This is a genomic window from Streptomyces poriferorum, assembly GCF_019399235.1.
Taxonomy (GTDB): domain Bacteria; phylum Actinomycetota; class Actinomycetes; order Streptomycetales; family Streptomycetaceae; genus Streptomyces; species Streptomyces poriferorum.
This window is the reverse complement of sequence record NZ_JAELVH010000054.1, coordinates 1-12,146: the sequence shown is the minus strand read 5'-3', so window position 1 is coordinate 12,146 and position 12,146 is coordinate 1. Positions and strand designations below refer to the sequence as shown.

Genomic DNA, 12,146 nt, shown 5'->3' with positions numbered 1-12,146 from the left:
GCCGCCATCGTCCGGCAAAGGCCGGTGTGATGTCAGTGGCTGCAGGGATGATGCTCTGGTGAGCATCGATATCGAGTGGGCTCGTGCTGAACTGGCCAGTTTTCTGAAGCTGACCGAGCTGTATTCGCCACCCGACCTGCCTGGCGTGGTCTTCTTCACCAGCAGCATGTCCAACCGGGGTGGAGACCGCGAGATAGTGGCAAGCGCCCAGGTCGTGGAGCAGATCCTGGACCGGGTTCTGCCGCGGTGGCGTACGGAGGTTCCCGACGACCGCAACAAGTCCGTCAATCGCTGGTGCCAGCACCGTGAAGCCGTCCAGCGGGCCGATGCTGTCCTGCTGCGGGACGTGGAGGTGCGTGAGCGACTTGGGGACGATGCGCCTCAGCTTAGCGCCGGGGCGATGCACCGGTGGGTGTGGGACGGGGCCAGGTCCCTGTGGCGCAGCGGGCACTTTCGTGAGGCGGTCACCGCTGCGGCCCGGAAGGTCAACGCCGAGACGCAGAACAAGGTTGCTCGCCGCGACGTGAGCGAGACGGCGCTGTTCCAGAGCGTGTTCTCGAAGGATGCGGCGAAGCCCGGTCAGCCTCGCCTTCGCCTGATGGCAGACGACAACAGCGACACGTTCCGCAGTGTGCACCGCGGCGCGATGTCCTTCGCCGAAGGCTGCTTCGCAGGCATCCGGAATCCCAACAGCCATGAGGACGGGCTGCCGGAGTTGCCCGAGCACGAGGCCCTGGAACAGCTCGCGGCGTTCAGCGTTCTGGCGCGATGGGTGGACAGGGCGGCCGTCGATTTCCCCTGAACACACTGCTGGGGAGACGTCAGTCCAGCAGGGCGGCGATCTCGCGGGCGGCCTCGCGGGCCGGGCGGCCGACGCCGATCAGCGTGGCTGAGGCGGGCCCGGTCCAGTCGCCGTAGCCCAGGAGATGCAGGCGCGGTTCGCCGATGGCCCGGGTTCCGTGGGTGTCGATGTGGCCGCGACGGCCTCGCAGGCCCAGCGGGGCCAGGTGAGACAGGGCTGGTCGGAAGCCCGTGCACCAGATGATGGCGTCGGCCTCGGCACGCGTACCGTCGGCCCACTCGATGCCGTCGGCGGTGAGCCGGGTGAACATCGGTGACGCCTTGAGCACTCCGGCATCTCGGGCCTCGCGGACTTGAGAGACGGCGACGATGTCGCCCAGCGAGGCAACCCCGCCGGTGTCGGTGCGTCCCTCGTCCAGGGCGCGACGCCTGGCGGTCGCAGCGTCGAAGAGGGCCCGGCCGTCGATGCCGTCGGCGAGGAAGTGGGGCGGGCGCTGGGTGACCCAGGACAGGTCAACGCCTTCGTGTGTAGCGAGGTCCGCAGCGATCTGGGCCCCCGAGTTCCCGCCGCCGACCACGACGACTCGCTGCCCGGCGAAGTCGGACGGTCTCCCGTAGCCGGTGGTGTGCAGCTGGCGGCCGACGAAATCGTTGCGGCCGGGAGTGGCGGGCAGGAAGGGGCGCCACCAAGTGCCGGTCGCCGAGACGACCGCGCGGGCCGACCAGGTGTCCGTGCCTGTCTCCACTCGTAGTCGATCACCGTCCCGGCGCACCTGCTGGACACTGACCGGACGGTGAACTGGGAGGTCGTAGCGCTGCTCGTAATCGCTCAGGTAGTCCACGACATGCTTGGCGTCCGGGTACTCCTGGCCGGATTGACCAGGCATGAGTCGGCCAGGCAGCGAGGAGAACGCAGCCGGCGAGAACAAGTGCAGCGAATCCCACGTGTGCTGCCACGCTCCGCCGGGCGTGCCCTGGGCGTCCAGGATCACGAAGTCCAGCTGCTTGCGGCGCAGGTAGTACCCGGCGGCGAGGCCGGCTTGCCCGCCGCCGATCACCACTACGTCTGTCTGCCTGGTCACGGCGTCAGGACCGCCGCGCCCGGCGCCTCGGCTGCGGCACACAGTAGGCACAACACCCGGCGAGCTCCGGGTTCACCTGGAACTCCTAGCGGGCTGCCGAGCCGCACAGTCCGGGGTGCGATGCGGGCGTGAACCGCGCATGCCCCCGCTCCGCATGCCTGGCAGATGCCGATGGTGGGGCTGTTCGTCCCCATGTTGCGGCAGTCGAGGCAGTGCATCAGGATTCTCCTCCTGATGTGGTGAGGGCTGCAGGGGCGAACTTCTTGCGCCAGGCCAGCGCCACGTACACGAGCCCGATCAGGACGGGCACCTCGATCAGCGGACCGACCACACCGGACAGCGCCTGGCCGGAGGTGACGCCGAAGGTCGCGATGGCGACGGCGATGGCCAGCTCGAAGTTGTTGCCTGCCGCGGTGAACGCGAGGGTGCTCGTACGGTCGTAGGCGAGGCCAAGGCCCTTGCCGAGGAGGAAGGAGCCGAAGAACATGATCGCGAAGTACACCAGCAGGGGGAGGGCGATGCGTACGACGTCCAGGGGCTGCGAGGTGATCGTCTTTCCCTGAAGTGCGAACAGGATGATGATCGTGAACAGCAGCCCGTACAGCGCCCAGGGGCCGATCTTCGGCAGGAACTTCGTCTCGTAGGACTGGCGGCCCATCTTCTTCTCGCCGATGCGGCGGGTGAGGAAGCCGGCCAGGAGCGGTATGCCGAGGAAGACGATGACGTTCAGCGCGATGTGCCACACGGGGACGTCGAGACCCTGTCCGTCGCCCAGGCCCAGCCACTGCGGCAGCAGGTCCAGGTAGAACCAGCCCAGCACGCCGAACATGATGACCTGGAACACGGAGTTCAATGCGACGAGGACAGCTGCGGCTTCGCGGTCACCGCAGGCCAGGTCGTTCCAGATGATGACCATGGCGATGCAGCGGGCGAGGCCGACGATGATCAGACCGGTGCGGTACTCGGGCAGGTCGGGCAGGAAAATCCACGCCAGGGCGAACATGACCGCGGGGCCGACGACCCAGTTGATCACCAGCGAGGACACCATCAGCTTGCGGTCGCCGGTGACTGTGTCCAGCCGGTCGTAGCGGACCTTGGCCAGCACGGGGTACATCATCACCAGCAGACCGAGCGCGATCGGCAGGGAAATCCCGCCGACCTCGATCTTCGCGAGCGCGTCGTTCATCCCTGGGATGAGCCGGCCCAGCCCCAGGCCGACGGCCATGGCCAGCAGGATCCACACCGCCAGGTAGCGGTCGAGAGTGGAGAGCTTCTTGACGATCGAGTCGTCCCCCGCCGGGCCGGCACCCTGGGTGGAGACTGTGGTGGGCTCAGTGGAGGTCACGGGCAGGCCCTCTTGTTCTCGGCGGCTGTGCGGGCGGACTCGGCGAGCGCCGCGAATTGCTCGGAGAGCCCGGCGAGGACCTCGGGGCGCAGCTTGTAGTAGGTGAAGCGGCCACACGGCTCGGTCTCCACCACGCCGGCTTCGCGCAGGACCTTCATGTGGTTGGACAGGTTGGTCTGCTTCGCGCCGGTCTCCTCGACCAGGTGCGTCGTGCAGAGCGTCTCGCGCGCCAGCAGGGTCACGATCTGGAGGCGGAGCGGATCGCCCAGCACCCGGATCAGATCAGGATCGACTGAAGTCAGCATGCACTGATACTCTCACATCATCACTCGCTGATACCAGCGGGGGCTGAAGTCATTGGCGGCTTGTCCCGCCGTGCGACGAGAGAGAACGATCATCATGGCCGAGTCTTCCGGCAAGCCGTCCGTCCTGTTCGTCTGTGTCCACAACGCCGGCCGCTCCCAGATGGCCGCTGCCTGGCTGACTCACCTTGCCGGGGACCGCGTCGAGGTCCGCTCAGCCGGCTCGAACCCCGGTGACGCCGTCAACCCTGCCGCCGTCGAGGCCATGGCCGAGGTTGGCATCGACATCTCCGCCGAGACCCCCAAGGTCCTCACCATCGACGCGGTCCGCGAGTCCGATGTCTGCATCACGATGGGCTGCGGTGACACCTGCCCTGTCTTCCCCGGCAAGCGCTACCTCGACTGGAAGCTCGAGGACCCCGCAGGCCAGGGCGTGGAAGCCGTCCGCCCCATCCGCGACGAGATCAAGACCCTCGTGGAGGGCCTGATCGCCGAGATCGCCCCGGAGGCCACGGCGTGAGCGGGATACGTGACGTCGTCATCATCGGCTCCGGCCCTGCCGGCTACACCGCTGCCCTCTACACCGCCCGTGCTCAGCTCAGGCCCGTCCTCTTCGGGAGCAGCATCTTCGTCGGTGGTTCCCTGACCACTACCACGGAGGTCGAGAACTTCCCTGGCTTTCCAGAGGGCGTCGACGGCCCCGATCTCATGGCAAAGATGCGGGCCCAGGCCGAGAAGTTCGGCGCCGAAATGATCGACGACGACATCACCGACGTCGACCTCACCGGCCCCGTCAAACTCCTCACCGACTCGAACGGCACCGTCCACCAGGCCCGGACGGTGATCGTCGCGACCGGCTCCGGCTACCGCAAGCTCGGCGTCCCAGGCGAAGAAGAGCTCTCCGGCCGAGGAGTGTCCTGGTGCGCCACCTGTGACGGATTCTTTTTCCGTGACCGCGACATCGTCGTGGTCGGCGGCGGCGACACCGCTATGGAGGAAGCCACCTTCCTGACTCGTTTCGCCAAGTCCGTGACCGTCGTCCACCGCCGTTCCGCCCTTCGCGCTTCGAAGGTCATGCAGAACCGCGCCTTCGCCGACGACAAGATCTCCTTCGCCTTCGACACCGAGGTCGCCGAACTCCGGCAGGAGGGGACCATGCTCGGCGGCATCGTTCTCCGGGACGTCTTCAGCGGCGCCACGCGAGAAGTAGCGGCCACCGGACTGTTCATTGCGATCGGACACGACCCGCGCACCGAGCTCTTCCGCGGTCAGCTCGACTTGGACGAGGAGGGCTACCTCAAGGTCTCCTCACCCACGACCCGGACGAACCTCCCTGGCGTCTTTGGTGCAGGCGATGTCGTCGACCACACCTATCGGCAGGCCATCACCGCTGCCGGCAGTGGGGCCTCGGCCGCCCTGGATGCCGAGCGCTATCTGGCAGGGCTCCCCTCCGGCGCCCTGGCTGACGCATCCATAGCCTCTGTCGCGGTCGCCTGATCCTGAACCGCAGGACGTCTGCGGGATCAAGGCCCCTGTCGCCCCGCCCTCGAAGGGGAGGCTACGCGGGTCCGAGCCGCCTGCTGGCCCTCGCCAGTCAGTCAGTGATGTGACCTGCCCGTTCACGAAGTTGCTGAGCCTCGGGAACCGCGCTGTACCGGCGCAGGCGTACGCGCATGTCCCGCAGTGCGGCCTGGACCTTGACCGAACGGATGCCGTCGGCGCAGTCGAGGAAGTCGCGCCAGGTGGCCATGGCGCCGTCGACGTCGCCTTGGCGTAGGCGGACGCCGCCGAGGTCGGCGAGGACGATGGCGCGGGTGCGGCGGCGGTCGAGGCCGTGGATGTCGAGGGCGAGGTGGAGGTGTTCTTCGGCGGCGTCGAGGTCGCCGAGGCGGGAGAGGATCATTCCGGATTCGTGGGCCCAGCGGCCGGGGGAGTAGTGGGCGGCCCAGGAGTCGCTGCCGGCGGTAGCGGGTCTGTCGATGGCGGTCTCGGACATGGCGAGGTGCTTGGTCGCCATGTGGCGGTCGTCGTCCTGGGCGGCGGCGTTGGCGAGGGTGGCTTCGTAGTAGGCGACGGCTCGCGGGTTGTCCAGGTGGCGGCCGTACTCTACGCAGGCTTCGCCGAGCTGGACGGCTTCGGCTCGGTAGCCCAGGTCGACGCACTGGACGGCGAGCCCTCGCAGGGCGGTGGCGGACAGTTCGGCGTCGCCGGCCTCGGCTGCCAGGCGGAAGGAGTGGGCGTAGTAGCCCTGGGCGAGCCCGCGCAGTTCTGGGGTGTCGCCTTCGTCCTGGGCCATCCAGCCGGCGAGGTGGACCAGCTGGGAGGTCGCGGCGAACAGCTGGCGCCCGGTGGCTTCGGTGAAGCGGCCTTCCAGCCCCGCGTCGTCGACGTCCTTCGCATTCGCCTCGAAGGTGACCGACGCATACGCCGTGGAGCCGTCCTTACTCACCGCGGCCGTTCCATACGGATCGGCCGCCCGGACCACCTGGTCGAGCCCCCCGACCTTGCCCACGACCTCGGTGACGGCCGCCCGGTTCGCCTGGTCGGTGACCTTCTCCCCGTCAGGCGCGACGAACACAAGCTTCGCGCTCGCCCCCTCTGAGGCGGCGCTTCCCGTGCTGTTGGCGGGGAAGCGCTCCTCGATGAGGTCGAACGCCCGCTGCGACTCCGTCCCCGGCATCGAGTAGGAACCATCCGGTGCGGCCGGGGCCAGCGCCGACGCCACCCCGGCAGCAACGAGTGCCACCACCCACACCACCAGGACGCGCCAGCGTCGACGGAAGCCCAACCGGCACAAACGATCAAGAAAAGCAGCCACAGGAGGGTCTCCACATCCGAACTCGGGGAACCCTTTCCACCCTGTCCGACCTGGTGTTCGCCGGCGTCGTGCAGCTGCCGACAGTTCTCTAATACGTACGCAGTAGTGGCCGCCCCGATGGCGGCCGCTGCTCCGGCAACGGGTGGGGGCACCACGTGCTTCAGGTTTCTAACGGTGGCGGCCTGGACTCTTGGCCGGCCGGTGCAGTGCGGCAGACGGCGTCGGGCGACGCGGAGCCGAAGAGGTGCGTATGGTCTGGGTGCTACGGAGAACCCTGCCCCGGGTGGCCCGTCAATGCTGGTTCAGCGCGCGCCTGGCCGAGTTGATGACGTTGTGGGCGTCGGCCCCGTACACCGCCGATTCGCGGAGGGTCTTCCAGACTTTCATGTACAAGGTGACGCTGTCGGCGTCGTCCAGCCACATCTCGGCGTGCCAGTCCTCGGCGACGACGAGGCGGTCGTCGAGGACCCAGAAGCCGTTGGCCGGCACGATCTTCACGGACGCGGTGAACGGGATGATGCCCAGCTCGACCGTGTCCATCCCGATCACGCCCGTGAGGCGGTCGAGCTGCGCGGCCAGGACGGAGGGAGGGCAGATCAGCGAGCGCAACGCGGCTTCCCACGTCAGCACGTGCAGCTTGTGGCCGGGACGGTACAGCCATTCTTGCCGCTGTACCCGGGAGCGCACCGCATCCTCGATGCCGCCGGCTCCGCCCAGCAGCTCCGCGTAGCGCTGGATGACGTGGCGGGCGTACTCGGGGGTCTGTAGAAGTCCGGCGATCACCGACTCTTCCCAGAGCCACATTTCCGTGGTGCGCTCGATCTCCGCGCTCAGCCCCTCGTGCAAGGGCTTGAAGCCGTTCGCCAGTGCTCTGCGCCAGGATCTGATGTGGGACTCGAACCCGGCGAGCCGGGAGGCAAGCTCGGCGTACGCGCCTGGCTGCTCGGTGGCGTCGGCCCACGCCCGAAGATCCTCGGGGGTAGCCGTCTGCCTGCCGTTCTCCAGCTTGCTGACCTTGGACCCTTGCCAGCCCAACCGCTGGGCGAGCTGCTGACCGGTGAGCCGGCCCCCCGGGCACGAGAAGCGGAGTTCACGCAGCCGCGCCCCCAGAGCTGCCCGTGCCTGCTGGTAGTCGGTGCTCACCGGTCACGCACGCTATCCGGTCGCGGCCACCTGCGCCGCGAACCGGTCGTACGGAACGGCATGGTGCATGGCCGCGTCGCGGATGGTGGCGTAGCGCACGACCTGGGCCGGTTCGGTGATCAACTCGATGTCGAGCATGGTGTCTTCGTCGTCGAAGCGCAGCAGCGCCACGATCCGTGAATCGAAGATCCAGAAGTCCTCGGCGGGCAGGGTCGCCTGGTCGGCGTCCTCGCGCCACAGGTAGCGGATGTCCTCGCCGACCGCCGTGTTGTGCCGGGCGTAGTCGAGCAGGAATCGCTGTTCGGTGGTGGGCGGGTTGTCGGCGATGCGGACGCGGCCGACCGTCTTGCCGGCGTCCGTCTGGGTCCTGATGTTGAGGAACCAGGGCTCCTCGGGGTCGCAGGGCGACGAGCCGGTGGCGAGGAACGCCTGGAAGTCGGGGTCCTGCCGGTCGGAGGCGTAGCCGCGCCGCGTCTCCAGCCGCCATGCGGTGTGCTCGAAGGTCGTGAACAGGCGCCGGAAGGTGTCCCGGTCGACCATCTCCGGTACCCGGTCCATTTCCTTCGGTCCCCAGTTCACGAGCAGTTCGCGAGGCACGGCAACCGCTGCGTCGTCCGGCCCGTAGTGCTGGAGCTGTGCGAGGTCTTCGGGGTCGGTCACGGGGGTTCCTTGAACGATGATCTCGCCGGTGCCCTCGTCCGTGTGCAGGGCGGGGCAGCCGTCGACCTTGCTGTCTGTGCCGCTGAAGCGCAACTGGCGAGCCATGGACGCTCTCCCTTCCAGGGGGTGGTGATCAACAGCATGGCCGGAGCACCAGCTCGGCACTACGGGATCAGTCAGGGCCCAGGAGAAAACACCAGCAATCTTCATGACCTGTCGAGCAAATCCGAGAAAACAGCGTACCGCCGGACAACTGCCCACTTCTAGCGTCTGGTTCATGGCAACCAAGGAACAGAAGGACATCGATGCCTTCACTGCGGTGGAGTCCTTGAGAGAGGCACTGGCCGAGGCCGGGATTGTTCTTCCCTCGCTGAGCGTCGACGCCGCGTCACCGGAGCTGCGGCTCGTTGAACTGGGGCGCGTGCACTCCGACGTGGCCGCCCGCCTGGCCGAGGCACTTCAGCGAGGAGGTCGCGAGTGACGGCGGCACAGCAGCCGGAGGGCGCACTGGTCGTCGACACCCAGCGCGACAGGCTGGGGTACGTCATGGGACACGAAGGGCCGTACGTTCAGCTTCGGCCGGTGACCGGTGGGTGCGAGTGGGACGCCGACCCCGATCGTGTCCGCCGGGCCACGGACGACGAACGCCGGAAGGCCATACGGCAGCGGACGCGCGCCCTGAACTCGGCCAGCAGCGGCGGCATCCTCTGATGAGCCCGGACACCTCAGGCATGTCGCCGGAATGCGCCCTTGCCCATCGTCCGGGCTACAAGGACCTGCACCGCGAGTGCCGCCAAACCGAGGACGTGTCGCTGCCCCACGGCGGTGGAATCCTGCTCGTGCGCCGCTGCACCTGCGCCCACCACGACTACAGGGTGGAAGCACTTGACCTGCTCACCCCTGAGTCGACTGGCCGGGCGTGATCACCTGCGCCGGGGCCCAGGCGTAGTGGCGGGCGTGGTCGGCGCCGCGGGCTGCGGGGGAGCTGCGGGGCGTAGAGAAGCTGTTGGGCGCAGGAGGATGCTGTGTGCTTGCGCTGCGAGGGCACGGCGGCTCGGTGCGGGTCGCTGCGAGAGCCGTTGCATGCGCCAGGCCAGTGTGCGTGCTGGGGAGCGGGCGTCGTTGAGGGTGCGTTCGTCTGCTGCTTGCTGCAACAGGCGTCCGGGATCGTGGCCTGCGGTCTCCGCGGCGGCCAAGGCGGTAGTCAGCGCATCGGTGGCGGGGTCGGCGAGGATTTGGTCAGCGTGTGCGGGGGCGGTCTGGCGGATGAGCTGGGCGTACCGGACTGCGACCTTCTGAGGCGGTCGGTGCTGGCCGGCGGCGAGCAGGTGCCCGGATGAGGTTCGTTCGTAGGCGGCCTGGAGGTGGAGCAGAGTCTGGTGGGCGGCTGCGGTCTGCTGGTTGTGCTGTTGTTGGTCGTGCCAGCGGGCGGCGGCGATGACGGCCAGGAGCGCGGCATCGAGGAACATCGCCAGGAGAGCTCCGTCCTTGGGTGATGGCTCGCGGAGCATTGATTTCACTGCCCCGCGCAGGGCACGGGCGTGGTCGTGTTCGGCGTGGAGACGCGAACGAGTTGCCCGTTCGAAGGCAGAGGCCGCTGCTCGGAGTTCGGTACGAATGTCCGGTGGTGCGGTGAGGGCCACGACGTCGAGTGCTTCGCCGAGGGCGGCCAGGTGGGCCTGGGCGGCTTCGGCGTCCGGCCGGCCGAGGTGGTGGGGGATGCGCTCTGTGGCTGCGGTGGCTTGGTGCCACGGGTGAGGCCGCAGATGCCCGTTGGGAATGTCGGCAGGGATGTCTGCTGCGGCGAGACGGCTCTGGATCTTGGGAAGGGAGAGGTCCGGTGACAGCGTGGAGCCGGAGAACCACACCGGTTCTCCTTCGGCGTTCGTGTCGTGCTCCAGGGCGACTTTGTAGCCGCGTGGTTCTCCGGAGGGAAAGTGCAGGACCTCGACGAGGACGCCGCTGGTGCGGGTGAGTAGAGCGAGGAACTCCTCGGTGTTGGTGGCGGCAGCCGCTGCTGTGCGGACAAGGGTGCGCAGGCGTACGCGGGCAGGCTTGTCACGGCCGGTGCGGCGGGCCTTCTCCCGCTCGGCGCGGGTGGGCCGTTTCGCGGCGGTGCGGTCTCCGCGTACGACTTGAAAGAGGCCGTATTCCTTCTCGATGGCTGCGAGTTCGCGGTCGGCGGTGAGGTAGTCGTTCCAGTGGCGTGCGGTGCGCAGGTCGCCTCGGATCTTGGTGGCGGCGATGTGGATGTGGTCGTCGGCATGCCGGACGGCGACCCATCGGCAGCCGTCCGGATCGTCTGTCGGTGCGATGCCGGTTGCTGTGACGACACGGCGGGCGATGTCCGCCCATTCGGCGTCGTCGAGGATGCGGTCGCCGGGTGCTGCGCGGACGGAGCAGTGCCACACGTGCTGCGTCGGGGCCCAGCCGAGTCGCCTGGCCTGCTGGACGCGTAGGTCGAGGTCGGCCACGAGGAGCTTCTTCGTGGCGGCGGTGTCGTCGGTGCGGCCGGGGTCGGGTGCGAAGCCGTCCCAGGAGGCGACGAGGTGCGGGTCGGTGTGCTCGTTGGCCCGGCCGGGGCCGTAGAGGTAGCGGATGAGGCCGGCTGTGCTCTTGCCGCTGCTGATCTTCGCGATCACCGTGGCCCCTTTGTGGCGGCAACCTGATTGGTGGCTGCTGCGATGTGGCGGACGGCGGTGCCGGCCGTGTCGAGGACGCGTTCCGCATGGTCGAGGAGTGCGGTGTCCCCAGGGTGTGGACGGTCGCCGGAGTTGAGCTTCTTGGCGATCTGGTTGACGTTGTGGCCGATCTTGGCGACTTCACCTCGGAGGGCTGTGAGTTCGTCGATGTAGTCGTCGAGCTGCGTGCGCTGACCAGGCAGCGTGAGGTCTCCCTGGATGTGGGCCATGACGACGGCGCCGACGTAGTGGGCGGCGGCGATGTTCAGCGAGCGGGCCACGGTGAGGATCGCTGTTTTCTCGTCGGTGCTGTAGCGGACGTCCACGCGTTCCTTGCGCTGGGTCTCTTTGCGCTGACGGCGGCGGGCGACTCGGTGCAGTGCGGCGGCTTCGGCGGCACGCTGCGGCAGCACGGTGCGGGTGGTGGTGTCGACGGGCTTGTTCCGGTCGGGCGCCCCCTGGCGCCCGAGCTCCTCCGCCACCCCCGGGGCGGAGGCATCTGCGTTGGACCGGCCCGTGGACGGTCCAATGCCATACCTTGCTCCGCCTGATGCCGGGGTGGAGGTGGTCTGCTGCTGCGCCGACGAGGGCTCGCGGACGGGCCTGTGCATGAGGGCTCCTGCAAGCGGTGGTGGAGGGAGAGGGCCCGTTCCTCCGGTGCTGATTCATGGGAGGAGCGGGCTGGGGTGACGTGGGGTGCGAGGTTCAGTTGGTGCTTGTGGTGACGGCGTCGAGTTCGGCCTGCAGCAGGTCCTTGACCTTGTCCAGGCGGGCGCGTGACATGCCGAATCCGTTGTCCCGGATCGCCTTCTCGACGTTGCGGCGGGAAACGCTGTCGCCTCGTCCGAGGGGAGCCGCGCGGCCGATGGCCACGGCCTGCTCCAGGGAAACGCTCGACTGCTTGCCTCCCGGCTTACCGGGTTGCTGCGGCACATCCGTGTCCGTGTCCGTGGTGTGTGGTGGCGCGAGCTCACCGATGGTGTGTTCCGCGGCGGGTTCGTGGCGGTCGTCGCTGTTGTGGCGGTCGGTGGCTGTGGGGCGTCGGGCGACGAGGAGGTAGAAGTGGACGGCTCCGGCCAGGGCGAGCGGGGCGATGGCGGAGATGACTCCGACGGTGATGTCGTCGAGGGCGAGGCTGGTGTGGCGGGTCTGCTGGTTGAGGCGGACGGCGTGCAGGACGTTGGCCCAGATGCTTGTGGCGGTGGCGACGCCGACCAGGGCTGAGACGTAGAGGCGGGCGGACAGGGGTGCGGTCCGCAGGACGAGCAAGGCGCCGATCCCGATGGCGATGAACCCGTCGATGACGAGCGGGAA

At 68.4% G+C, this 12,146-nt stretch carries 15 protein-coding genes; 6 read left to right on the top strand and 9 right to left on the bottom strand.

Going from position 1 to position 12,146, the window contains the following annotated elements; translation table 11 throughout:
* Positions 1-58 precede the first annotated feature (58 nt).
* The gene (locus JGS39_RS41650; RefSeq protein ID WP_219568944.1) at positions 59-802 is read left to right on the top strand and encodes a TIGR02391 family protein; all 744 of its coding nucleotides are present in this window, start codon (positions 59-61) and stop codon (positions 800-802) included.
* Positions 803-821: 19 nt separating this feature from the next.
* On the opposite strand, the gene JGS39_RS12540 is transcribed toward JGS39_RS41650, so the two are convergent.
* The 3 genes from JGS39_RS12540 to JGS39_RS12530 all read right to left on the bottom strand — a co-directional run bounded on the left by JGS39_RS12540 (position 822) and on the right by JGS39_RS12530 (position 3,533).
* Positions 822-1,883 (bottom strand): ArsO family NAD(P)H-dependent flavin-containing monooxygenase, encoded by a 1,062-nt coding sequence (locus JGS39_RS12540; protein ID WP_219568943.1) that lies wholly within the window; start codon positions 1,881-1,883, stop codon positions 822-824.
* A gap of 217 nt (positions 1,884-2,100) precedes the next feature.
* On the bottom strand, positions 2,101-3,228 hold the full coding sequence (gene arsB, locus JGS39_RS12535; protein WP_219568942.1) for an ACR3 family arsenite efflux transporter: 1,128 nt from the start codon (positions 3,226-3,228) through the stop codon (positions 2,101-2,103).
* Positions 3,225-3,533, bottom strand: coding sequence for an ArsR/SmtB family transcription factor (locus JGS39_RS12530; protein ID WP_103492416.1), 309 nt, complete (start codon positions 3,531-3,533; stop codon positions 3,225-3,227). Before JGS39_RS12530 ends, arsB begins: the two co-directional genes overlap by 4 nt.
* 94 nt (positions 3,534-3,627) lie before the next feature.
* On the opposite strand from JGS39_RS12530, the gene JGS39_RS12525 reads away from it, so the two are divergent.
* Together JGS39_RS12525 and trxB are read left to right on the top strand one after the other, a co-directional pair.
* A complete protein-coding gene (locus JGS39_RS12525; RefSeq protein ID WP_103492417.1) occupies positions 3,628-4,050 on the top strand; it encodes an arsenate reductase ArsC in 423 nt (140 codons plus the stop codon).
* Positions 4,047-5,027, top strand: coding sequence for a thioredoxin-disulfide reductase (gene trxB / locus JGS39_RS12520; protein ID WP_219568941.1), 981 nt, complete (start codon positions 4,047-4,049; stop codon positions 5,025-5,027). The genes JGS39_RS12525 and trxB overlap by 4 nt, the downstream gene beginning before the upstream one ends.
* A gap of 97 nt (positions 5,028-5,124) precedes the next feature.
* On the opposite strand, the gene JGS39_RS12515 is transcribed toward trxB, so the two are convergent.
* From JGS39_RS12515 to JGS39_RS12505, 3 genes are all read right to left on the bottom strand, one after another.
* Positions 5,125-6,276, bottom strand: a complete 1,152-nt coding sequence (locus tag JGS39_RS12515) for an NsdA family TPR-like regulatory protein (RefSeq protein ID WP_308120366.1) — start codon at positions 6,274-6,276, stop codon at positions 5,125-5,127.
* Positions 6,277-6,639: 363 nt separating this feature from the next.
* On the bottom strand, positions 6,640-7,491 hold the full coding sequence (locus JGS39_RS12510) for a helix-turn-helix domain-containing protein (RefSeq protein WP_103492420.1): 852 nt from the start codon (positions 7,489-7,491) through the stop codon (positions 6,640-6,642).
* Between the two features lie 12 nt (positions 7,492-7,503).
* Positions 7,504-8,256, bottom strand: coding sequence for a DUF6879 family protein (locus JGS39_RS12505; RefSeq protein ID WP_103492421.1), 753 nt, complete (start codon positions 8,254-8,256; stop codon positions 7,504-7,506).
* A gap of 172 nt (positions 8,257-8,428) precedes the next feature.
* Here JGS39_RS12505 and JGS39_RS12500 point away from each other — a divergent pair, with 172 nt between their 5' ends.
* The 3 genes from JGS39_RS12500 to JGS39_RS12490 are packed head-to-tail and all read left to right on the top strand — an operon-like array spanning position 8,429 to position 9,074.
* Positions 8,429-8,632 carry a hypothetical protein gene (locus tag JGS39_RS12500; RefSeq protein ID WP_219568939.1) on the top strand — a complete coding sequence of 68 codons (204 nt, stop codon included), beginning with the start codon at positions 8,429-8,431 and terminating at the stop codon, positions 8,630-8,632.
* A complete protein-coding gene (locus JGS39_RS12495; RefSeq protein WP_219568938.1) occupies positions 8,629-8,862 on the top strand; it encodes a hypothetical protein in 234 nt (77 codons plus the stop codon). Before JGS39_RS12500 ends, JGS39_RS12495 begins: the two co-directional genes overlap by 4 nt.
* Positions 8,862-9,074 carry a hypothetical protein gene (locus tag JGS39_RS12490; RefSeq protein WP_219568937.1) on the top strand — a complete coding sequence of 71 codons (213 nt, stop codon included), beginning with the start codon at positions 8,862-8,864 and terminating at the stop codon, positions 9,072-9,074. The genes JGS39_RS12495 and JGS39_RS12490 overlap by 1 nt, the downstream gene beginning before the upstream one ends.
* Here the strand turns inward: JGS39_RS12490 and JGS39_RS12485 are convergent, their stop codons facing one another.
* The 3 genes from JGS39_RS12485 to JGS39_RS12475 all read right to left on the bottom strand — a co-directional run.
* Positions 9,075-10,793 carry a relaxase/mobilization nuclease domain-containing protein gene (locus JGS39_RS12485; RefSeq protein ID WP_219568936.1) on the bottom strand — a complete coding sequence of 573 codons (1,719 nt, stop codon included), beginning with the start codon at positions 10,791-10,793 and terminating at the stop codon, positions 9,075-9,077.
* Positions 10,790-11,314: a plasmid mobilization relaxosome protein MobC gene (gene mobC / locus JGS39_RS12480; RefSeq protein ID WP_136205419.1), complete on the bottom strand. Its 525-nt coding sequence runs from the start codon at positions 11,312-11,314 to the stop codon at positions 10,790-10,792. Before mobC ends, JGS39_RS12485 begins: the two co-directional genes overlap by 4 nt.
* 223 nt (positions 11,315-11,537) lie before the next feature.
* Positions 11,538-12,146, bottom strand: a 609-nt coding sequence (locus JGS39_RS12475; protein WP_219568935.1) for a DUF2637 domain-containing protein, incomplete at its 5' end; no start/stop codon positions are given.